The sequence below is a fragment of the Neobacillus oceani genome, from assembly GCF_046237595.1.
Taxonomy (GTDB): domain Bacteria; phylum Bacillota; class Bacilli; order Bacillales; family Cytobacillaceae; genus Bacillus_D; species Bacillus_D oceani.
The window spans coordinates 3,221,851-3,244,759 of sequence record NZ_CP143543.1 but is presented as its reverse complement, the minus strand read 5'-3'; the positions used below and the strand labels follow the sequence as shown (position 1 = coordinate 3,244,759).

The 22,909-nt window shown below is 46.9% G+C and carries 20 protein-coding genes and 1 other annotated feature; of the genes, 15 read left to right on the top strand and 5 right to left on the bottom strand.

Going from position 1 to position 22,909, the window contains the following annotated elements; translation table 11 throughout:
- Window positions 1-87: 87 nt before the first annotated feature.
- The gene (locus V1499_RS16370; protein ID WP_409270934.1) at window positions 88-2,817 is read right to left on the bottom strand and encodes a transglycosylase domain-containing protein; all 2,730 of its coding nucleotides are present in this window, start codon (window positions 2,815-2,817) and stop codon (window positions 88-90) included.
- 143 nt (window positions 2,818-2,960) lie between these two features.
- Window positions 2,961-3,174 (top strand) — a binding site (T-box leader).
- Between the two features lie 46 nt (window positions 3,175-3,220).
- On the opposite strand from V1499_RS16370, the gene tyrS reads away from it, so the two are divergent.
- Together tyrS and V1499_RS16360 are read left to right on the top strand one after the other, a co-directional pair.
- Window positions 3,221-4,468, top strand: a complete 1,248-nt coding sequence (gene tyrS / locus V1499_RS16365; protein WP_409276321.1) for a tyrosine--tRNA ligase — start codon at window positions 3,221-3,223, stop codon at window positions 4,466-4,468.
- A gap of 142 nt (window positions 4,469-4,610) precedes the next feature.
- Window positions 4,611-4,808 (top strand): DUF6954 family protein, encoded by a 198-nt coding sequence (locus V1499_RS16360; RefSeq protein WP_409270933.1) that lies wholly within the window; start codon window positions 4,611-4,613, stop codon window positions 4,806-4,808.
- A gap of 26 nt (window positions 4,809-4,834) precedes the next feature.
- Here the strand turns inward: V1499_RS16360 and rpsD are convergent, their stop codons facing one another.
- Window positions 4,835-5,437 carry a 30S ribosomal protein S4 gene (gene rpsD / locus V1499_RS16355; RefSeq protein ID WP_409270932.1) on the bottom strand — a complete coding sequence of 201 codons (603 nt, stop codon included), beginning with the start codon at window positions 5,435-5,437 and terminating at the stop codon, window positions 4,835-4,837.
- Between the two features lie 523 nt (window positions 5,438-5,960).
- Here rpsD and megL point away from each other — a divergent pair.
- Complete coding sequence (megL, locus tag V1499_RS16350; protein ID WP_409270931.1) at window positions 5,961-7,145, top strand: methionine gamma-lyase; 1,185 nt, start codon at window positions 5,961-5,963, stop codon at window positions 7,143-7,145.
- A gap of 133 nt (window positions 7,146-7,278) precedes the next feature.
- Here the strand turns inward: megL and V1499_RS16345 are convergent, their stop codons facing one another.
- A complete protein-coding gene (locus tag V1499_RS16345; protein WP_409270930.1) occupies window positions 7,279-7,761 on the bottom strand; it encodes a GAF domain-containing protein in 483 nt (160 codons plus the stop codon).
- 166 nt (window positions 7,762-7,927) lie between these two features.
- Between V1499_RS16345 and refZ the strand changes: the two genes are divergently transcribed.
- The 8 genes from refZ (at window position 7,928) to rarD (ending at window position 18,076) form a co-directional block, all read left to right on the top strand.
- The gene (refZ, locus tag V1499_RS16340) at window positions 7,928-8,548 is read left to right on the top strand and encodes a forespore capture DNA-binding protein RefZ (protein WP_409270929.1); all 621 of its coding nucleotides are present in this window, start codon (window positions 7,928-7,930) and stop codon (window positions 8,546-8,548) included.
- Window positions 8,549-8,888: 340 nt separating this feature from the next.
- Window positions 8,889-10,577, top strand: coding sequence for a septation ring formation regulator EzrA (gene ezrA / locus V1499_RS16335; RefSeq protein WP_409270928.1), 1,689 nt, complete (start codon window positions 8,889-8,891; stop codon window positions 10,575-10,577).
- 258 nt (window positions 10,578-10,835) lie between these two features.
- Window positions 10,836-11,978: a cysteine desulfurase family protein gene (locus V1499_RS16330; protein WP_409270927.1), complete on the top strand. Its 1,143-nt coding sequence runs from the start codon at window positions 10,836-10,838 to the stop codon at window positions 11,976-11,978.
- The gene (gene thiI / locus V1499_RS16325) at window positions 11,979-13,187 is read left to right on the top strand and encodes a tRNA uracil 4-sulfurtransferase ThiI (protein ID WP_409270926.1); all 1,209 of its coding nucleotides are present in this window, start codon (window positions 11,979-11,981) and stop codon (window positions 13,185-13,187) included. It begins immediately after the preceding gene.
- 103 nt (window positions 13,188-13,290) lie between these two features.
- Window positions 13,291-13,494: a small, acid-soluble spore protein, alpha/beta type gene (locus V1499_RS16320; protein ID WP_409270925.1), complete on the top strand. Its 204-nt coding sequence runs from the start codon at window positions 13,291-13,293 to the stop codon at window positions 13,492-13,494.
- Window positions 13,495-13,806: 312 nt separating this feature from the next.
- A complete protein-coding gene (gene mbcS, locus V1499_RS16315; RefSeq protein ID WP_409276320.1) occupies window positions 13,807-15,390 on the top strand; it encodes an acyl-CoA synthetase MbcS in 1,584 nt (527 codons plus the stop codon).
- A 64-nt stretch (window positions 15,391-15,454) separates the two neighbouring features.
- On the top strand, window positions 15,455-17,047 hold the full coding sequence (locus V1499_RS16310) for an amidohydrolase (protein WP_409270924.1): 1,593 nt from the start codon (window positions 15,455-15,457) through the stop codon (window positions 17,045-17,047).
- 108 nt (window positions 17,048-17,155) lie between these two features.
- Window positions 17,156-18,076, top strand: a complete 921-nt coding sequence (rarD, locus tag V1499_RS16305) for an EamA family transporter RarD (protein WP_409270923.1) — start codon at window positions 17,156-17,158, stop codon at window positions 18,074-18,076.
- A gap of 42 nt (window positions 18,077-18,118) precedes the next feature.
- Here rarD and V1499_RS16300 read toward each other — a convergent pair whose 3' ends face one another.
- Window positions 18,119-18,919, bottom strand: coding sequence for an NAD kinase (locus tag V1499_RS16300; protein WP_409270922.1), 801 nt, complete (start codon window positions 18,917-18,919; stop codon window positions 18,119-18,121).
- 150 nt (window positions 18,920-19,069) lie between these two features.
- Between V1499_RS16300 and sppA the strand changes: the two genes are divergently transcribed.
- From sppA to ytfJ, 4 genes are all read left to right on the top strand, one after another.
- Entirely contained in the window at window positions 19,070-20,080 is a 1,011-nt protein-coding gene (sppA, locus tag V1499_RS16295) for a signal peptide peptidase SppA (RefSeq protein WP_409270921.1), read from the top strand.
- Window positions 20,081-20,152: 72 nt separating this feature from the next.
- Window positions 20,153-20,611 carry an RDD family protein gene (locus V1499_RS16290; protein ID WP_409276319.1) on the top strand — a complete coding sequence of 153 codons (459 nt, stop codon included), beginning with the start codon at window positions 20,153-20,155 and terminating at the stop codon, window positions 20,609-20,611.
- Between the two features lie 122 nt (window positions 20,612-20,733).
- Entirely contained in the window at window positions 20,734-21,399 is a 666-nt protein-coding gene (locus V1499_RS16285; RefSeq protein ID WP_409270920.1) for a DUF2953 domain-containing protein, read from the top strand.
- A 35-nt stretch (window positions 21,400-21,434) separates the two neighbouring features.
- The gene (gene ytfJ / locus V1499_RS16280; RefSeq protein ID WP_409270919.1) at window positions 21,435-21,998 is read left to right on the top strand and encodes a GerW family sporulation protein; all 564 of its coding nucleotides are present in this window, start codon (window positions 21,435-21,437) and stop codon (window positions 21,996-21,998) included.
- 40 nt (window positions 21,999-22,038) lie between these two features.
- On the opposite strand, the gene V1499_RS16275 is transcribed toward ytfJ, so the two are convergent.
- Window positions 22,039-22,809, bottom strand: a complete 771-nt coding sequence (locus V1499_RS16275; RefSeq protein WP_409270918.1) for a VOC family protein — start codon at window positions 22,807-22,809, stop codon at window positions 22,039-22,041.
- Window positions 22,810-22,909 lie beyond the last annotated feature (100 nt).

Below are 22,909 nucleotides of genomic sequence, written 5' to 3'. Positions count from 1 at the left end.
AATGCAGGGGTTTTGCCTAGCTCCAGCGCAGGGCGCTTACGCTTTTCTTTGTCCAGCTACAGCGCTAAACGTGCGCTTACGCTTTTCCTATTCCCCGCCAACGGTGACATAGTTGGATGGGGCTGATTCGTTTCCGGCAATATCAACTGCGGTTACATAATAGGTGCCTGGTGCAGCTGGGTAGGAGAGGCCTGTTCCCGCGCGGATGCTGGCTGCCTTTATTCCGCCTGCCAAGTATACCCGGTAGCCGATAATATCACTTTCATTAACTGCCTGCCAGGTGAGTGTGCCGTCCGAAGCTGTAAGGGAGACGGATGCGGGAATTTTCCCGTTTTCGGGCAGCCTGGCATTGGGAACAATGACATTGGACCACCTTTGCAGCTTTGGTATGAGCGCAGCGGCATCCTTGAAATTTGTACCCGCAAGGCTTGAAGCATAATCAGGATTCAAAATCAGGCCTGATTTTGCAAAATCGCCAGGAGTCGAATTGTCCGCCAGGTAATTGCGGTCCCCAATCCTTACATATTTTCCTGATCCGAAACTGTTATCCACCTCGGTCGGAACGTATTTTATGTTAAATAAATCCGTTTCCACAAGCCCTGCTTTTATACACGTTTCCGATGGGAGCATGCCTGAAATCGCACAGAAAGTTTTTGACACTATCCCGCCTGGCATTTTGAATTGGCTCTTTGGCGCGATCACCGACGGCTGAACATCGTAAGCGGCATTAAGAAGCGAGGCCCAAAGATAATTCGTCCGCTGGCTGTACGTTAGGTTGCCTTTCGCCTGAAGCGACTTCGGCGTATCATAGCCTGTCCAGATTCCGAATGTCACATTCGGGTTGGAGCCAACGATCCAGGAGTCATGGTAGTCGACACCTGTTCCTGTTTTACCCGCCCAATCAGTTTTGAATTTCAGTTTTCCAGGGATTGAGGCGGCAGTTCCGTATTTGAACACATCGCGCATAATGTCAACGGTCAAATACGCAGTCTGCGGGGTGAATACCGTTACAGGCTTTGTTTTATGCTCGTACACTATTTTTCCATTCTTGTCGGTTATTTTTTCGATCATGTAAGCATCGATGAATTTTCCGCCATTGGCAAAAGTGGTAAAAGCATTCGTATTTTCTTCAACGGTAACTCCGTTCGCCATGGAACCGAGCACGGTCGACGGGTTTACAAAATCGTCTTTGAGAAGGGTAGTGAATCCCATTTTTTCAAGATATTGAGCGGGGCGGTGTTTTAGGATGTCTGTGTACAGCTTGACCGCAGGCACATTATACGATTTTGCAAGTGCGTACCTGGCAGTAGCAAGGCCGCTGTACCCGCCTCCGTAGTTTTTCGGCCAAACCTTGTCCGGTTCACTCGGGTCAAGGCGTAAAGGCACATCCGGGAGAATTGTTCCCGGTGAAGCCTTACCGAGCTCAAATGCGGGCGCATAGCCAAGCAGGGGCTTCATCGTCGAACCGTTTTGGCGGATTGCCCGTGTCGCGTGGTTCAACTCCTGTTTCTTGAAATCCCTTCCGCCGACGAAGCTAAGAATTTTCCCGGTTTTGTTCTCAATCAGGATGGCGCCAACTTCCACTGGTTCCATTACCGTTACCTTTTCCTTAGTATCCGGGTCTTCCTTCACCTGCGGTTTATCTGGCCCGAAGTTCGGGTATTTGTTTTTCGTTGCTTCCATCGCATCGTACATTTTTTTGTCAATGGTTGTATGAATGCTGTAGCCGTTCTGCTTTAAATCTCGTTGGGCAAGCATATAGTACTTATTGTAAAGCTCATTATTTTCGGCTAATTCCTTTTTAGAAATGCCCGCTTTTTCGGCGAGTATTTTTGCCAGGATGTCAACAGCCCTCTGTTCCGCTTCGACCATTACCCATGGATATTTTTCCAGCGGGTCTGCCGATGGTTTCGCGAAATCCTTCGTCACATCATACGCAAGGGCGTCCTTGTATTGTTGCTCGGTAATAAACCCGCCATTATACATCCTTTTCAGAACAACCTTCATACGGTTCAGCCCGGGCTCAAGGTTCTTCTTAATTTGCTTATCCCTTGTAAAAGGGGTGTAGCCGAATGGGCTTTGCGGAAGCCCGGCAATGTAGGCGGATTGCGGAAGGTTCAGAACCTTCGCGTCGACGCCGAAAATCCCTTTTGCGGCCGATTGGACCCCGGCAATGTTCCGGCCTGATGCATTCCTCCCAAAGGTCGCCATGTTCAGGTAGGCTTCAAGGATTTCTTCTTTTTCAAAAAAGCGTTCGAGCCGGAGGGCAAGCAGGATTTCCTTTGCCTTCCGTTCAAATGAGACTTCGTTCGTTAAGATCTGGTTTTTAATCAGCTGCTGGGTTAGCGTACTGCCGCCCGTCTGATTAGCGGAATTCGTTACTTCCTGGAGCACAGCTCTCATAATCGCTTTCGGGACGACTCCATCATGCTCGTAAAAATATTGGTCCTCCGTCGCGATAATAGCGTTGACCAGGTCCTTTGAGACATCCGAAAGCTTGACAATATCCCGATCAAGGTCACTTCGAAGTTTTCCGAGGTATACATCATCGGCAAAATACACATCCGACGTTTCGGTATAATTGTAGATGTCTTTTTTCATGCTCTCGAAACTTCGAATCGGTTCGTCCTTGACGAGGGAGGCGAAATATCCCGCTCCCGCACCGGCGGCGAATACCCCGCCGGCGATGCCGATTATCAGGAACAGAAGAAAAAGGTTCCAGACGACGCCGTAAGCAATCCTAGCGCGTTTAACAGTTGTTTTATTTGTGAGCATCGACTTAGCTTTTCTAAACGATTGCCGCTTATTATCATTCATAGAATCCCTCCAAAATCACATACATTATAGCATAAAACAAACGAGGAATATGCCATGCTTGGAATAATCGAAAAATTGGAAGGACCATTTGACAATACAGGCGGCGCTATGGTAAAAACAGTACTATAGCTTTCGTTTATAATGAAAAGGCTGTGAAAGGATTTAGTAGTTTTTCCATCCCTGGCTCTTAGAGAGCTGCCGGCAGGTGAAAGGCAGCCCACATGGAAAAATGAATTACACCCCGGAGCTTTTGCCGATGCCTATTAGGCGTCAGGCGACGGACATGGTCCGTTATCCTTGAGGTGGGGGAATTTTTCCCCAAGCCGGGTGGTACCGCGCGATATTAGCGTCCCTGCATTTAATGCAGGGGCGTTTTTATTTTGAAAAAACAGGAGGAAGAATGATGAATTTATTGGAGGATTTGCAGTGGAGGGGCATCATTTACCAGCAGACAGATGAGGAAGGGCTAAGGGAGACCCTTGGCAGCGAGCAAATATCCTTGTACTGCGGAATGGACCCAACTGGAGATAGCATGCACATCGGGCACCTTATGCCATTTTTGACGCTGAGGAGATTCCAGCAGGCAGGCCATCGCCCGATTGTCCTTGTCGGCGGGGCAACAGGCCTAATCGGCGATCCGAAGCCAAACACAGAAAGGACGCTTCAAAGCATCGAAACGGTCCAGCATAACGTTGAGTGTTTGACGGAGCAGCTCAAAGCCATTTTCGATTTTGAAGGCGAAAATGGCGCCGTCATGGTCAATAACTACGAATGGACAAAATCGCTGGATGTTATCACATTCTTGCGGGATTACGGGAAGCATATCGGCATCAATTACTTGCTTTCCAAGGACACCATCGCGAGCCGGCTGGAATCCGGCATATCCTTTACGGAATTTACTTACACAATCCTCCAGGGGATGGACTTTAAGCACTTGTATGAAAACCATCATTGCAGGCTGCAAATTGGCGGCAGCGACCAATGGGGCAATATTACAACGGGGCTTGAATTGATTCGGAAAATGGTTCCGGACGCGAAAGCATTTGGGCTGACGATTCCGCTTGTGACGAAGGCGGATGGCACTAAGTTTGGGAAGACCGAGGGCGGATCGGTCTGGCTTGACCCTGAAAAGACAACGCCTTATGAGTTTTACCAGTTCTGGATCAATACAGCGGATGCGGATGTCGTAAAATATCTGAAATATTTCACTTTCCTATCACACGGAGAAATTGAGGAGCTTGAAAAATCGGTCCAGGAAGAGCCGCATCTCCGCAAGGCGCAAAAGACTCTTGCTGAAGAGATGACCCGCCTCATTCACGGGCAGGAGTCGCTAGATCAGGCAATACGGATTTCTGCCGCATTGTTCAGCGGCGATGTAAGGAACCTGAACGCTTCGGAAATCGAGCAAGGTTTCAAGGATGTCCCTTCCTATAAATTCGCGGGTGAAGAGAACCTTGTCGACCTGCTAGTGGCGGCGAAAATTTCGCCATCGAAGCGGCAGGCGCGCGAAGATATCACAACCGGGGCGGTTTCGCTTAATGGTGAAAAAGTTACTGATTCCGCCTATGTGCTGGCTGAAACCGATAGGATCGATGGCCGATTCACGATTATAAGGAGAGGGAAAAAGAAGTACTTCCTGATTCACTATTAAGTTCGAAACAGCCGCAACGCTCATGCCTGCGGCTGTTTTAATTAACCCTTTAGGAAACAGCAGAATATTAATAACGGTATTGCCAAAACCGGAACCTTTCCTTCTTTCGGCCCTATAATGGAAAGAAGGGGAGGGTTGGCGAATGAAGAAGTGGGTTTGGAATCTTATTTTTCTTATCCTTTTTGCCATTGTAACCTTTTTTGGCGTGGGGCCATTGCTGCTGGCTGACGGGGTTTGGATTGAGAGGGTTTTGCCCGCGATTATCGTCCTCGCTGTCTATATTTATTTAAGCTATCTGTATCGGAAAATTGTTTTGGACAAGAAAAAACCCCGGTCCTGAGAGGAACGGGGTTTTTTAAAGGCCAATTAACGGCTGTAGAATTCGACGATAAGAGTTTCGTTGATTTCGGCTGGAAGCTCGGAACGCTCAGGAACACGTGTGAATGTGCCTTCAAGCTTGTCAGCATCGAAAGTCAAGTAGTCAGGAACAAAGTTGTTCACAGACAAAGATTCTTTTACAACATCAAGGTTGCGGGACTTTTCGCGAAGGCTGATTGTTTGGCCTGGCGCTACGCGGTATGACGGAATGTCAACGCGGGATCCATCAACAAGGATGTGGCCGTGGTTTACCAGCTGGCGGGCAGCGCGGCGTGTGCGCGCAAGGCCTAAACGGTAAACAACGTTGTCAAGGCGTGATTCAAGAAGAGCCATGAAGTTTTCGCCGTGAACGCCAGCCATTTTTCCGGCTCTGTCAAACAAAGTGCGGAATTGGCGCTCGTTCACTCCGTACATATGACGAAGCTTTTGTTTTTCCTGAAGCTGCAATCCGTATTCGGAAAGCTTCTTGCGTTGGTTAGGACCATGTTGTCCTGGTGCGTATGGACGCTTTTCTAATTCTTTTCCTGTACCAGTCAGGGAAATTCCAAGACGGCGGGAAATTTTCCAGCTTGGGCCGGTGTATCGAGCCATGAAAGACTCCTCCTTGTGTTTTTATTTTGGTAAAATAAAAACCGTATGAATCATCAATATGGGCCATTTTGTTTTCATGCACCCTCGCCCCAGCAGCATAGGGTTACAAGATGCACCATCACATTTGTATATCGTGTTGTCTAGCTTCAGCGACTGAAACGGTCACTTGCGCTTTTCTTGTTGTCTAGCTCCAGCGACCAGCGTCTAGTGTACTTCGGTCTCCTCCTTACGATAAGTCAACATCGATTCACTACGTTCATCGTGTTTCCTTTATCTCGTTCGGAGCCCTCCAGTCCATACGCCGCTAAACGGTCACTTGCGCTTTTCTAGTGTGAGGAACAAAATGAGAGCCATAATGGGTTCACATAGGCTGCACTATTTTACACAAAGAGTATTATATAATTTTTCTCTATGATAAGTCAAGGCTAACATTTGTACGCAAACTTTTGCTTCCATATTTCCTCTCTTTCACATATTCTGTAGATAGGTAGTTTGTAAGCGTTTACATAAGGAGGAGTCATTTATGGCGGAAAAAGACCTTCACTTGGAAACACGGATGATCCATTCGGGCTATTCGCCCAAAGAGCACAAAGGAAGCCTGGTACCACCCCTTTTTCAAACGTCTACGTTTGTATTCGATAACGCGGCGCAGGGTGGAAGACGGTTTGCAGGGGAAGAGGATGGCTATATTTATACGCGTCTTGGAAACCCGACTATTAAGGCGCTTGAAGATCGGATTGCCGAGCTGGAAGGCGGAGAGGCTGCCCTGGCTTTTTCTTCAGGGATGGCGGCCGTGTCTGCGATTCTGTTCACACTTGCAAAATCAGGCGGCCACATTCTTTGTTCACAGGGAGTTTATGGCTGTACGTACGGCCTGTTGAAGTTAATGGAAGAAAACTTCGGAATTGCCCACAGCTTTTCACCCATGGAGACACCGGAACAGGTAAAAGAAAGCATCAGGGATACGACGTGTTGTGTTTTTATTGAAACGCCGATCAATCCGACAATGAAACTGGTTGATTTGAAAATGGTAGCGGATATCGCAAAAGAAAAGGGCATTCCGGTCGTTGTCGATAATACGTTTTCGTCTCCTTATCTTCAAAATCCTCTCGCCCTTGGCTGTGATGTTTCACTCCACAGCGCAACGAAATATATCTGTGGGCACGGGGATGTTATCGCCGGAGTCGCCGCCGGCAAGGCGGAGTTTATGAATAAAGTGGCAATGTCTGCGCAAAAGGATATTGGCGGGGTCATTTCTCCATTCGATGCCTGGCTTTTATTGAGGGGAATTAAAACATTGGCTGTCAGGATGGACCGCCACTGTGAAAACGCCAAACAAATTTTTTCCTATTTAAATGAGCATCCGAAAGTATCGTCCATACACTACCCCGGCGACCCCGCCCATCCTGATTTCCACATTTGCGAAAAGCAAATGAAGAAGCCCGGCGGACTCATTTCCTTTACTGTGGAGGGCACGAAGGAAACCGCCCAGGCATTCATGGACGAACTCCGGTTAATTCAGATAGCGGTAAGCCTTGGGGATGCGGAAACGCTCGTCCAGCATCCCGCGACAATGACCCACTCTGGCGTCTCGCCGGAGGATCGCGATAAAATGGGGATAACTGATACACTTATCAGGCTATCGGTTGGGCTTGAAGCATGGGAAGATATCCGGGATGACCTCGACCAAGCTTTTGCTAAAATTTAGCTGGCGAACTGATTTGCGCAACACCCGGTGTATGATAAAAACGGACAAAATAGGCAGGGCCGGCCAATCCGGTTTCCCTGCCTTTTTTGATGCCCATATTCTTTGAATCATGCTTTAGGAACCGTCAGCCTGATTAAAGATGGGTGACAAGCGCCGCGGTAAATTTCTCGAGCATCTCCTGGTCAAGTTCATCAAAACGGTCCTTTTCGGGGGAGTCGATATCAAGGACTCCAAGAAGGCGACCATCCTTGATAAGAGGGATGACGATTTCGGATTGGGAGGCTGCATCACAGGCAATATGGCCCGGGAACTGGTGGACATCCTCGACCCTTATGGTTTCTCTTTTCACCGCGGAAGTACCGCATACGCCTTTGCCGAATGGAATCCGCACGCAGGCCGGAAGACCCTGGAACGGTCCAAGCACAAGTTCATTTTCTCCCTCCACGAGATAAAACCCGACCCAATTGATCCTGTCAAGAAACTGGTTCAATAGCGCAGAGGCATTGGCCAAATTGGCAATCGTGTTTTTCTCGCCTTCAAGAACGGCGTTTAGCTGTTTTATGACAAGAGTGTAATTCTCTTGGCGTGTTCCGTTATACATTTGAACATTAAACATTTTCCTCACCTGGCCTTCGGTAGTTTTCCACTTATTTTAACAAAAAACGCGCCGCTATGGGTGAAAATGTCGACAAACTCTTAAAGGAAAGCAGCGGGGGGACAAAGAATGAAACAATCAGGGAAGTCTGCGAATTGAGGAGCCCATTATCCGGGAGGTCTGTGAAATGCGGAAAAATTCAAAGGAAACGATCATCACCGCTGCGGTTTTACTTTTTAATACAAAGGGGTTTGCAGGGACATCCATTAGGGATATTGCGGCAAAAGCAAACATCAATCCCTCTAATATCGGCTATTATTTTGACAATAAGCTCGGGCTGCTTGAGCATTGCCTGACAACCTATTTCGAACACTATCTCGAACAAATTGAATCAGCTCTTCCTCTCCTTGAGGAAAGCCCTTCAGCCTGCTTAAAGAGGGTGATCGAAAGTATCCTCTATTATCAATTTTCCGACATTCACATGTCGAGGTTCATTGTCAGGGAAATGTCCCTTGATTCCCAGACAGTACGGGAAATCATGTCGACTTATTACCAAAAGGAGAAATATTACTTCCATGTCATCTTTGAAAATGGCATGGAAAGAGGGGAGTTCCGGAAGCTTTCTCCCGCCTATGCGATGATCCAGTTAAAGGGCCAGCTCTCAATGCCGTTCCTTAATCCGCACTATATTACGGAAGTGCTTCATGTATTCCCTCAAGAACGCTATTTCGCGGAAAAATACCTCGAGCATATCCTTTCATGGATTGACGCGGCTGTTTTGGAAAATAAGCAAGTGGCTATATCCTAACATATCAAGTGGAGGTTCATCCGTTTTTTGGAAATTGCAAACCAAGTCCGTCCATGACGGGCAAACTTGACAAAACCCCTCGAATAGAGGGATATTTTTGGTGCAAAAAGACGGGATATTATTTGCAATTCCGCCCGCATTGTAGTTGAATGAATATATCCTTTTTTGGGGGAAGAAGGTGCTTGTTAGCCCCCGGAAAAGGATTTTTTTAAAAATTATCAAATTAATAGTCAAAAATTGTCGTTTACATGGTATCATAGAGGCAATAAAACGGGTAAAATAGGCATTTTTTTATCATAATTGACGTTTTTTTCGTTCATATATGACGCAGGGGGATACTATGGAGTTCATAATCGGATTTATTTTCCTGGCAATCGCATTGTTTATTGCGGGGTATTTTATAAAACGGAAGCATTACAAGGAGATCGACAAGCTTGAAGCATGGAAGCTTGATATTATGGACAGGCCTGTCCTCGCGGAAATGTCCCGTGTCAAACAGCTGAACATGACCGGCCAGACGGAAGAGCTGTTCGAACGCTGGCGGAGCGAGTGGGATGAAGTCGTGACAGTCATGCTGCCCCAGGTGGAAGAAATGCTGTTCGATGGGGAGGAATACATAGATAAGTACCGTTTTGGCAAAGCGAAAGAGGTCCGGCTCGCCATCCAGGCGAAACTGGAAGAGACGGAAGAGTTTATCAAACGGATTTTGTCCGAACTGAATGAATTGGTAGGCAGTGAGGAAAAAAACAGGACCGAAATTGAAGGTCTGAGGGAAATGTACCGGAAATTGAAGAAAACCCTCCTTGCCCACAGGCACAGTTTTGGTAAAGCGGAAAAACGGCTCGAGGAAATCCTTGATGAGGCGGCGGCCAGATTTAAGGAATTCGAGGAGAGGACCGCTAATGGCGATTACCTCCAGGCTAGGGAAACGGTCATCCTACTTCGTCAGCAACTTGAGGACGCTGAGATGCAAATGAACCGCATTCCTGAGCTATTGATTGAATGCCAGTCGCTCGTACCATCGCTAATAGCAGAAATGATCGGCGGATACAGGGAGATGGCTTCCACGGGCTATTATCTTGCCCATCTCGAATTTGAAGGCGAAGCGGAAAAACTGGAGCAAGAGCTTGCCGTTTACCTTTCCATGGTCGAGGAAGTCCAAATCGAAAAAGTCGAGCAAGGGATTAAAGGAATCCGGAACCGAATTGACGCCCTTATGGACCTGCTTGAACAGGAGGTAAACGCAAGGCAATTCATCAAGCAAAGTCAGGAAAGCTCTATAGATGTTCTCGAATCGGTCCTTGAAACAAACAACATCCTGAAATCCGAAGTTGCGCACGTCCAGGAAACGTATCATTTATCGGAAAAGGATCTCGCTGGCCAGCGGAAATTTGATAAGAAGTTATCGGAACTTGCCAAACGGTTCGAGATTTTGAATGAGAAAATAAAATTGAATGAGACAGCCCAAACTTCCTTATCCGCCGACCTTGAAGAAATCAGGAAGGAGCTTGAAGCCCTCGAGGAGGATCAAAAGGTCTTCTCTACAAAGCTAAGTGCTTTGCGTAAAGACGAAATGGACGCAAGGGAGACAGTTAGGGAATTGATCAGGAAGATTGGCGAAACCTCGAGAATGGTCGCCCGCAGCAACATTCCGGGCCTTCCGGAAACGTATACGTACCTACTTGAGGACGGGAACGAAAGCATTAAAAATGTTCAACTCAAGCTGGAAGAAAAACCGCTCGATATGGATGCTGTGAAACAGTATCTTGAAATCGCCGAATTGACGATCGAAAAGCTTGCCGAGACGACGAAGGAAATGGTGGAAAATGTAATCCTTGCCGAAAGGGTTATTCAATACGGCAATAGGTACCGGAGCAAATATCCTTCGGTTGCGAAAGGGCTTTCGGAAGCGGAAAAGCTGTTCCGTAATTACGAGTACCAAGCCGCGCTTGAACAGGCGGCAACGTCCATCGAAGAAATCGACCCTGGTGCCATCAAAAAAATTGAAATGTTCATTTCTAATGACTAATATCATTGGGACCGTTGCGCGGCAAGTACCGCCCGGTCCTTTTTTATGCTTTATGGGATGGCGGTACTATTTTTTAGTCGCTATAAAGTGGAAAAACTCAACTGCAATAGTAGAAGCAAAAATAAAGCTTTTTAAAACAGGGTTGGAAGTTCGGCCATTGTGGGATATGCTAAGAAAGGTTTCACTGGATAATCGCCTTTTTTGGGATTACATTATAAATAAAAGTTGAATTTCCGTTACTGGAAACGGAGGTAAGCCATGATTTATTTTGACAATAGCGCTACAACAAAACCATACAAAGAAGTACTTGAATCATTTATAAAGGTTTCAGAGGAGTTTTTCGGAAATCCCTCTTCGCTCCATGGGATAGGCGCGAAAACAGAACGCCTGCTTTCCCAGGCCAGGGCGCAAATCGCCGGCTTGCTCGGGGTGGACCCTGAGGAAATAACGTTTACCTCTGGGGGGACAGAAAGCAATAACCTCGCGATAAAGGGTACGGCCTTCGCCTATAAAAACAGAGGAAGGCATTTGATTACCACAGCATCGGAGCACGCCTCCGTAAGGGAATCAATGCTCCAGCTTGAAAAACATGGTTTTTCAGTAACATTTGTTCCTGTGGACAGGGAAGGAAGAGTTAACCCGGAAGATATCAGGAAATCAATAACGGATGAAACGATTCTTGTTTCTGTCATGCATGTGAACAATGAAGTAGGCACCATTCAGCCGATTGTGGAAATCGGAGAAATAGTACGCAGCTATCCAAAGGTACTGTTCCATGTTGATGGAGTACAGGGGGCCGGAAAGATTCCACTCGATTTGAAGAAGGCAGGAGTGGACATGTATACTTTTTCCGCTCATAAATTCCATGGGCTTAAAGGCAGTGGCGGGCTTTATGTGAAAAAAGGCGTCAAGCTGAAGCCCGTTTTATCCGGGGGAAGCCAGGAGAGGGGCCAGCGCGGGGGAACTGAAAACCCCGCGGGTGCGGTAGCCATGGCCAAGGCTCTCCGGATGTCACTCGATAAACAGGCACAAAGGTTTCCGGTTCTGCTCGATATTCGGAAATTCCTGATCGAAGGCCTTCGTGAACTCGATTGTATTATTGTCAACACACCCGCGGAAGGTGCGGCTCCGCATATCATCAATTTTTCTGTACCGGGGATTAAATCCGAAACGTTCGTACATGCCCTTGAAGAACAGGACATCTATTTATCAACGACAAGCGCATGTTCTTCGAAGAAAAAATCGGCAAGCAAAACATTGCTAGCCATGGGCGTAACGGAGGCTGTCGCAGGCAGCGCGGTCAGGATTAGCCTGTCGTTTGAAAATACGATGGAAGAGGCAGTGGAAGTTTTAAAAGAAATTGAAAAAACAGTTTCGAGACTGGGAAGGGTTCTGAGTTAAATGAAATATGATTTGATTATTATACGATATGGCGAGATATCAACAAAAGGGAGGAACAGGGGTAAATTTGTAGATAGGCTGAAAAGGGCAATCAAGCACGCCCTTTCCGGACACCGTGCCATTAAAATTGAAGCTGGCAGGGACAGGATGCAAATTTTGTTGAACGGGGAAGACAGCAAAGTGGTAACAGGCAAATTGAAGAATGTGTTCGGCGTGCAGTCACTAAGCCCGGCGATTAGGTCAGAACGGGATATCGATTCCATTAAATCGGCTGCCCATTCACTAATGGAATCGGTGTATGAGGAAGGAAAAACGTTCAAGATTACAGCCAAACGGTCGGATAAAACATTTGAGCTTGATACGGATGGCATCAACCAAATGTTTGGCGCCTTTATCCTTAAAAATTTCCCTGGGTTAAAGGTAAACGTAAAGAACCCGGACATTAACCTCCTGATTGAAGTAAGAAAAGAGGCAGTTTACCTTTCGTGTGTAACGATACCTGGAGCAGGCGGGCTGCCGCTTGGCACCGGAGGGAAGGCAATGCTGATGATTTCGGGAGGGATTGACAGCCCTGTGGCCGGGTTCATGATGATGAAGCGAGGGGTCGAACTTGAAGCAGTCCATTTCCATAGCCCGCCGTTCACAAGTGAACGGGCAAAACAGAAAGTGATTGACCTTGTCGAGAAGCTATCTGAAGTCAGTGGGGAAATCCTCCTTCATATCGTTCCATTTACGGAGCTCCAGCAAACGATCAAGAATCAAATCCCGGAAAACTATTCGATGACTGCGACGAGAAGGTTCATGCTTAGGATTACAGATGCAATTCGCGAAAAGCATGGCGGGCTGGCCATTGTCACTGGTGAAAACCTTGGCCAGGTGGCAAGCCAGACTCTGGAAAGCATGTACGCGATCAATGAGGTCACAAATACGCCTGTCCTAAGGCCGCTGCTTACGATGGATAAAACAGAGATCATCAAAATGGCCGAGGAAATTGGAACATTCGAAACTTCAATCCTTCCATACGAGGATTGCTGTACAATCTTTGTTCCATCATCACCTAAAACGAAACCAAAAAAAGATAAAGTGATCCATTATGAAAGCTTTGTCGATTTCGAACCGATTGTTGAACGGGCTATTGAAGGCACTGAAACAATCAGGGTGACGCCTGGATTCGGAGACAGGAACCAAGGGCTGGACGACCTGTTTTAGGTTCTACCAAAATTTCTAACATTTTGTGAACAATTACCATAACGTGCATTGAATGAACCCTTGTGAGATTACACATTATATACTCACAAGGAGGTGAAATCACATGGCTAACAACAACAGCAACAACCTTCTAGTACCAGGAGCTGAGCAAGCTCTTAACCAAATGAAGGTAGAAATCGCTCAAGAATTCGGCGTAAACCTTGGTGCAGAAACTACTTCTCGCGCTAACGGATCTGTCGGTGGTGAAATCACTAAGCGCCTCGTTTCTATGGCTCAGCAACAACTTGGCGGAGGCTTTGCCAGGTAACAAAATTTAATAACATGGCTACAAGGAGCGGGTAAAACCGCTCCTTTTTTATTCTTTAGGAAATTTTAAAATGAAACCTTGTGGAAAACTCTAAATAAGTTATTGTAATCCAACTCCAGCGCCTAGCCCCTCGAGGTCATAAGCCGGTTCCCTCCGGAGGGCAGGCCCGTCCTGCGGGCCCCGTCTTATGCTTGTCGGAGCTGACCAAGGCGCTTGCGCATTTTGTTCATTTAGAGAGAATGGTTGGAAATTTAAAATATTTAAAAAATTTTATATAATAGAGGCGATACAAAAAAATAGGAGGGGACAATGATGAACCGAGAGGACTTGATTGCTCCACAGCAGTACAATCTTGTTTCGGAAGTTGAGCGTTTTTCAGGGACCGGCGACAAAACGGCCTTAATATGGGAAAACGAAGAAGGCGATACCAGGAAGGTTACATACAGAGAGTTAATCGAAAAAGTAAATAAAGCCGGAAATGTTTTCCTTGAATCCGGCTTGCAAAAGGGAGATACAGTCCTCGTCGTCATCCCCCGCTTGATTGAGGCATATGTCGTTTACCTCGCGGCACTGAAAGCGGGGCTTGCGGTTATCCCGAGTTCGGAAATGCTGCGGGAAAAAGATCTGCAGTACCGGATTACCCATGGTGATGTAAAAGCCGTGGTCGGTTATTACCCATTCATAGGAGAATTCGCAAACGTAGTACAGCCTGGCCTGATAAAGTTCTCGGTTGGTAAACAGGTGGATGGCTGGGAGAATCTTGGTGGGCGAATGGAATCTGCATCATCCGAGATGGCCATGGCAAAAACAACACGGGATGATATGGCGTTTTTGTCGTATACGTCCGGAACAACTGGAAATCCCAAAGGCGTTGTCCATACACATGGCTGGGCATATGCCCATTTGAGGACGGCCGCGCAGCATTGGCTATGCATAAACGAGACGGATATCGTTTGGGCCACGGCCGGCCCGGGATGGCAAAAATGGATTTGGAGCCCGTTCCTTTCCGTTCTGGGGTCTGGAGCGGCCGGGTTTGTTTATCAGGGCAAGTTTGAACCGAAAAAATACCTACAGCTTCTTGAAAAGTATGAAGTAAACGTGCTCTGCTGCACACCAACGGAATACAGGCTAATGGCGAAAGCGGAAAATCTAGCGGACTATAGCCTTCCGAAACTTCATAGCGCAGTATCCGCTGGGGAACCCCTCAATAGGGAGGTCATTGATATTTTTAGGAACTATTTCAATATCAATGTCCGTGATGGGTACGGGCAGACAGAAAATACGCTCCTTGTTGGCATTACGAAAGAAATGGAGCTAAGGCCGGGATCAATGGGCAAACCTACCCCGGGGAACAAGGTTGAGATTATCAATGAGGATGGGGAAATATGCAAGCCGGGAGAGGTTGGCGACATTGCGGTCCATATTGATTCCCCCGCCTTGTTCAAAAAATACTATAAGGACCCGGAAAGGACGTCCATGCAGTTCCGCGGCGAATATTATATTACTGGCGATAAGGCGAAAAAAGATGAAGACGGCTACTTTTGGTTCGAGGGCCGCGGCGATGATATCATCATTAGTTCAGGTTATACCATTGGCCCTTTCGAGGTGGAAGACGCGCTTATCAAGCATCCGCTTGTAAGGGAATGCGCCGTGGTTGCCAGCCCCGATGAAATCCGAGGGAATATAGTAAAAGCTTTTGTCGTCCTAAAAGATGGGGCGCCGATTGAGAAAGAGGCATTAATCAAGGAACTCCAGGAACACGCAAAGGCTCTCACAGCCCCATATAAATACCCGAGGAAAATTGAATTTCTCGAAGAACTTCCAAAGACGACTTCAGGGAAAATCCGCCGGGTTGAATTACGGCAGAAGGAACTGGCTGCGGCAGGAAACAAATAAAGATCCGTGGAAGCAGGCGGCCAGCCGCCTGCTTCATAATTGAGAGGGTAAAGGAGCTATTCGAATGGCGACACTTTGGTTTGGAGGGCCGATTTATACATTGGCCGAAGAAGGGGAAAAAGTTGAAGCAGTACTGACCGAAAAAGGCAGAATCATTAGTACGGGAAAGCTTGCCGAACTAGAGGGCTCGACAAATGCTAAAATAGATAATCGGATTGATTTAAGGGGATGCACGATGATTCCCGGGCTGGTTGACAGCCATATCCACCTGATTGGCCACGGGGAACGCCTCATCAGGCTTGACCTTTCCAAGTGCAGGAGCAGGAAAGAAACACTTGATGCCGTTAAGGAATATTCCTTGGGGCTTAAGCCGGGGGAGTGGGTCATCGGGGAAGGATGGAATGAGAATCTTTGGGAGACGGGTGAACCATTGAACAAAGATGAACTGGATCAGTTCGTCCCAGACAGGCCAGTGCTTCTGAAGCGGACCTGCCGACATGCGTGTGTGGCGAATTCCGTTGCCCTTAAGGCAGCTGGGGTGGACGAAGAAACCTTGTCCCCTCCGGGCGGGCTGATTGAAAAAAGTCCTTCCGGGCGGCTTACCGGAATATTAAAGGACAGTGCCCAGGAGCTTGTCTACTCTATTATGCCGGAAGCAACTGAATCGTATTTGATCCGGTCTATCAAAGCATCCATAAAAGATTTGCACAGCCTTGGAATAACCGGTGTACACACGGAAGATTTGAATTATTATGGCGGCTTCGAAAAAACATACGGTGTCTTCAAACGTGCGATAGAAGAAGATGGCCTGAAGCTTAGGGCTCATTTGCTTGTCCATCATGGCGTGCTGGATGACTTTATTTCGAACGGCCATACGTATTTGGACGGAAATGAATGGATTGAATTCGGGGCGATGAAAATTTTTTCCGACGGAGCCCTTGGCGGCAGGACCGCGCTTTTAAGCCAACCATACAGCGATGCCCCTGAAACGTCCGGAGTGGCGATCTTTAGCAGGGAAGAGCTTTCCGCGCTTGTTGGTAAGGCGCGGGAGCATCAAATGCCTGTGGCCATTCATGCAATCGGGGACCTGGCGTTTGAATATTGCCTTGATGCACTGGAGGCCAATCCATTAAAGGGAGATGGACGTGATCGGCTTATCCATGCCCAGATCCTTCGGGAAGACCTTATCGTACGGGCAAAAAAACTGCCTCTCGTCCTTGATTTGCAGCCGGTATTCATGCTGTCTGATTACCCGTGGGTGATCGATAGGGTCGGCGAGGAACGAATGCGATATTCTTATGCATGGAAAACGCTTATCGATAACGGGATTCCATGCTCGGGAGGATCGGATGCCCCTATAGAGTACCCGAACCCTTTCTTGGGAATTGCCGCAGCGGTCAATCGGACTGTGAACGGAAAGGTTTATGGATCGGGAGAAGCCTTATCCGTGTACGAAGCAGTCAGCCTCTTTACAAGAGGGAGCGCGTTTGCCGCATCGCATGAAAACGACAGGGGAATGATCAAGGAAGGGATGCTGGCTGACTTTACAATCCTAGACAGAGATATTTTTGCCACCCCAAGGGAATCCATCCATGAAACAAAAGCAGTCACGACAGTAATTGGAGAAGAAATTGTTTATAAACGCGACCGGCCATAGATGTAACGGCATATTAAAAAAGTTGAGTTGAAAATATCCCCCATTTACACGTATAGTATGTATATTGTGTAATATTTCGATACTAGAAAGAATAGAGGCGCGAAAGATATGGGGGACAAAACTATCAGGACTGGCGTATATCAGGCGGGATTTTCCTATTTGCTTTGGGGCCTGCTGCCGATTTACTGGAAACTTCTTGGGAATGTTGGTGCGATTGAAATCCTTGCAAACCGGGTTTTCTGGTCGTTCATATTTATGCTTTTTGTTTTAAGGGTTACAAAAAAGCTTTCCCCCTTTTTGGACATACTGAAAAGCTTTAAATCGGAAAGAAAACAACTCTATGCGTTGGCTATTGCTTCGATATTGATCAGCATCAACTGGTTTGTCTACATTTGGGCGGTTAACAGCGGCCAAATGATTGAAGCGAGCCTCGGGTATTACATCAATCCCCTTGTGAGTGTTGTCCTCGGCCTGGTTGTCCTGAAAGAAAGGCTTAATGGCGCGCAATATGCTTCATTTGCGCTTGCACTTATAGGGGTGGCGATTATTTCCGTTTCCTATGGGAGGATTCCATGGATTGCATTGGCGCTTGCATTTTCATTCGGGCTGTACGGATTGGCAAAAAAGCTCATTAAAGTTGACTCTGCCGTTGGGCTGACATTGGAAACAATGGTGGCTACACCCATTGCTGCTGCCTATCTTCTATTCATTTTGGAAGATGGGACGTCCGCTTTTCTTCACTTTGGCATTGGAACACACTTGCTCCTTGCCTGCACGGGGGCGGCAACCGCGCTTCCGCTTCTGTTGTTTGCGGGAGGGGTCCAGAAGATTCCGCTTTCCATGCTCGGTTTCCTTCAGTACATCGCGCCTACAATTTCACTTATGCTTGGGATTTTTGTATATGGGGAGAATTTCAACGGGCTTCAATTGTTGTCCTTCATTTTCATTTGGTCGGCGCTCACCCTTTACTCCCTATCGAGGACAAAGCTTTTTTCTTCCTTGGGGATGAAGATCCGCAAACATTCATGAAAAAAGCATCCGCCGTTGGTATAGGCGGATGCTTGTTAGTTCTTATAGGAACGTACGTTTTACTTTTTCCCAGAACGAATTGTCCTTTAGCTTAACCGTTTTGATGATTTTATTGCTTAGTTTAATTTCGACTTGTTCTACATGCTGGATGCTTAAAGCTTCATTATCCATTCCCATTGTTGGGTAGTCGTTCCCGTTTTTGCCTACCTTAAGGGTTAATGTGCGATCTCCGCCCAGGATGAACGAGGAGCCCAATGTCCTGAATCGGTTGTTGTTGACGGATGCCAGCTCGCTTACCTGGATGCATGGCAGTAACGGATCGACAACAGCGCCATTAATGGATTTGTTATAGGCTGTGCTGCCTGTAGGAGTGGCGACAATCATACCGTCTCCCATGAAGGTTTCAAAGTGGAGGTCATCCACGAACACATCAAGGACAAAGGTTTTTACGATTGCCGACCTGATACTGAATTCATTCAGGCACTGGAAGGTTGTTTCCCCATCTACCGTTACATCTATGGTTGGGTAACGCCTTACCTCTATCTGCTCATTTGAGACAGCCTCAGTCATTTTTTCAATGTCGTCAATGTGGAAATCGCAATACATGCTCAAACTATCGGATGTCGTGATGCCGGCATACAGGCAATCATCACGGAATCCTGTTTTCCTGACAGCCTGGAGAAAAGTCCCTTCTCCGCCAATGCTCGTAATGATGTTTGCATCCCTGTAATCCTTGACTAGCGTAAAACCGTATTCTTCGGCCAAATCATAAAGCGGTGCAGCCTTTTTAAGTATATCCGAATCCCGCTTATGGTAAAAAAATAAATTTTTTCGGTTAGCCATCCCTAGTCCTCCTCCGTACAGCCATTAGTTAAATGGTATCCTTTAGGCCAATCATTTGGTAAACTAATATTGTTTCTTATCAAGTTTAGCATTTCTTGGTGTATTTTCAAATAGTCAGCGACAGAAGCGGTGGAAAAGGGAGATGATTGAATGAGTGGAAAAAGGTGGGCGGCTCTTGGGATTGCAGCCGGCCTATTTATCATATCGGTGTTAGTCAATTTTTTGTCGGGTTTTGCCATTAAAGGCGTCGAAAATGACTTAGGGGACATTTTCGCCCCTGCCCAAAAAAGCTATGCGGAAGAAGTGCTTGAGGAAGGCAATGAATTTAAAAAAATCGTTGTCCTCGATGTGAACGGTACAATACAGGATACAGGCGAGTCAACGCCGCTTTGGGGAAGCCAGGGCTACAACCATCATACTTTTATGAAAAAGCTTGAAGATGCCGGTGACGACCCGAACGTAAAAGGAATCATCATCAGGGTCAACTCTCCGGGTGGAGGGGTTGTCGAGAGTGCTGAAATTCATGATAAGATTGTTTCAATTCAAAAGAAAAAAAAGAAACCTGTATACATATCAATGGCATCCATGGCCGCCTCGGGGGGCTACTATATATCGGCGCCGGCTGACAAAATTTTTGCAAGCCCGGAAACTTTAACCGGTTCGCTTGGGGTTATTATGCAGGGAATCAATTATGAAGGCCTCGCGAAGAAATACGGGGTCGAATTCATGACAATCAAAAGCGGCCCATACAAAGACATTATGAGCCCTGTGCGGGATATGACGGAGGAAGAAAAGAAAATCCTCCAAAGCATGATCAATAATTCCTATGAAGGATTTATAAAAGTAATTTCCGAGGGGCGGAACATGCCGATCGAGCAGGTCAAAAAGATTGCTGACGGCCGAGTTTACGATGGGCGCCAGGCAAAAGAACTCGGGTTGATCGATGGATTCGGCTATCTCGATGATACGATAGCCCAATTGAAGAAAGACAAAAACCTAAATGGCGCGAAGGTTGTCAGGTTTACAGACGGGATTGGCTTCGGATCCTTGTTCAGTATGAAGGCAAAAAGCCTTTTAAGCGGTGACTCTGAACTGCAGGGCCTTCTCCAGTTCATTTCAAAGACAAATTCCCCGCGCCTGATGTACCTATATACCGAGTAAGGGGGATGCAGCATGGAGCACAATGATACATTGGATAATCAGAGCATTCACCCCGGAGCTAAAGATGAGAATATGAAGCCGGAAATAAGGGAAAACGTGGTAGCAACCAATCATCCGCCCCTCCGCTTTGCGGGTTTCTGGATGAGGTTTTGGGCTTATTTGCTCGATTTAATCGTTATTGGAAGCCTGTTCCGGCTTTTGGCCAAGCCAGTATTGCGGCTATTGGATATCGAAGTGTCGGGAGGGCTATTCTCTGCAGGAACGATTGTTTCGGCAGCGATCTTTTATTTGTATTTCGTCCTTATGACAAAATACTTCCGGCAAACGCTCGGGAAAATGGTATTTGGCCTGGCCGTCATCGGCATAAATGGAGGCAGGCTTACCTGGATGGACATCCTGTTCAGGGAGTGGATTGGCAGGTTCATTTCCTCCACCATCATCGTTCTTTACCTCATCCCGGCCTTCCATCCAAAAAAACAGGCCCTTCACGATCTATTCGCCGATACGGTCGTAGTCCATACAAGAAGATAAACAGACGAATTGAACCTGCGTGGAATTGCGCGCAGGTTTTTTCTTTTTTTGGTAACGATAGAAGTAAACCCTTAAATGGAAACGCTTAGTGGATATTCAAATCCCGAAAGGAAGTGGGCAAGTTGGTTTGGATTGTCGCCATTATCTCCGGTGTTATTCTGGTTGCGTCCATTCTGCTATTCATGAACATTACCGTTACAGCCAGCTTCAGGTCGTATGGGGGAGCGAAAGAACTGGCGATAGAATGCAAAACATTTTTCGGACTTATAAAATACAAAAAGACATTTTCCGATTTTACAGAGCTCTTCGCGGAACAACCGGAAGATTCGAAAAACCTGGAGAAAGGGGCCGGGAATGGGAAGCCAAGAGAGAGGCAAACCGCGGAAAGCCTGTTGAATGGCATGAGAGAAGGAACGCAAGCTGTGGAGAAGTTCCTCCATACGTATAAAGGGCTAAAGGGATTTTTAAAAGCGGTGACGGTCAGGCAGTTTGAATGGTCGACCGCCGCCGGAGCAGGCGACGCCGCGCTAACAGGGATCGTCTCTGGAGCAATTTGGGCCGCAAAAGGAATAATCATTGGATTGCTATCTGAAACAGTGAATCTGAAAGCAAGCCCTGCCATTAGTGTAACGCCATATTTCCAGTATAGGATATCCGCAACCATGCTCACATGTATGTTTACTTTCAGGGCAGGGAAAGCTATTTCGGCAGGAATAAAGATTTATAAATATGTGAAGAAAGCCAGGCGTGGGAAGATTCCAAATGGTCTTCCGCTTGAATTTGATTAGCACTTTAGCTGTTTGAGATAAGGAGGAACGTATGTATGTCTGACCATCCAATTCAGGGATTGATGACGACGGCGATGGAGAGCCTGAAGGAAATGATTGACGTGAACACAATAATTGGCGATCCGGTTGAAACTCCCGATGGCAGTGTCATTCTTACTGTTTCAAAAGTAGGTTTTGGCTTTGCGGCCGGTGGGACTGAATTTAAAAGTGATGGAGGCGGCCAAGACTCAGGTGGCAAACACCCCTTTGGCGGAGGGAGCGGGGGAGGAGTATCCATTACCCCAATCGCCTTTTTGATTGTCAATTCGCAAGGTGTGAAAATGCTCCATTTGGATGAGAGCACCCATCTGCTTGAACGGATTCTTGAAACAGCCCCACAGGCGGTCGACAAGGTTCAGCAAATGATTTCCAAAATGGCCCAATCCGGAGGCGGACAGGAAAAAAAGAACCAGGACAATAATAAGGGAAACAGCAATAATAAAAAGGGCAATAAAGATAAGAACAATAATAATGACGATGACAATGACAATGATAATGGCGATGGCAAACAGGACAGTAAACAAAAAGGCAAGCAGGACAGCGCGGATTTTGATATATAACTGTGAAAAAGGACAAGCAGGAAACTACTTGTCCTTTTTCTTACTTAAATACATATTCACCTTCGCCAACCAACACGGATGTCCCCTTTAATAAGGCGGAGCTTGAATGAAAAACGACACGCGAGAGATTATTTTTATCCCCCTTCATAAAAATGAGGGGGTTGCCATCGAGTATCAAAACCGTTGAATCACCGTTATCCGTTATTTCGTATGGAATGCCTAACAACTCTCGCCATCGGTCCGCTGTTGCCAATGGGTCGGAAACCTCAAATACGGCACTTCCGAAATCGACTTCCCCTGCAGGATGGGGCTTGATGATCCCCGCTTCGGACATTTCCCGGAACCGGTCCTCATCCCTTCCTTTCCATTCGATAATGAATGGATATACCAGACCATTGAAATTCCCTTCAATCATCATCATGCGCCATTCTATCAATTGGCCTTGCGCATTCAGGCGTTTACCGTCTTTAATAGGAGATAATGCCGCGCCTTTTGAAGAAAGGGAAGCGGCCACTTCATCGAGGTTGTCGGTCCGCAAGGCCATCCGTCCGAAAATCTCGCGGCCAGGCAGCAATTTTAAAGCATCCTCGACGAGAAGGTTTGGTTCGTCAGGATTCTTCGCATATTCAGGCCTTTCAATTCCTAAAAATTCAACATAAAAAAGCCCAAAATAACAAAGGGCATTATGGGTCCCCCATTTCGTATGGGAACCTCCCCGGGACGCGGCCAGCCCGGTTTTATTAAAAAGTTGGATGCTGGCATCCAGATCATTGACATAATGGACAATGTGGTCCAGTTTTAGATTTGCCATTATTCTCCCTCCGGCTTTCATTTTAGACAAATCATACATCTATTTTTCGAAAAGTGGAAAAAAATGAATTGCATAAATGTTTTCAGGGGACTCTTTGCAA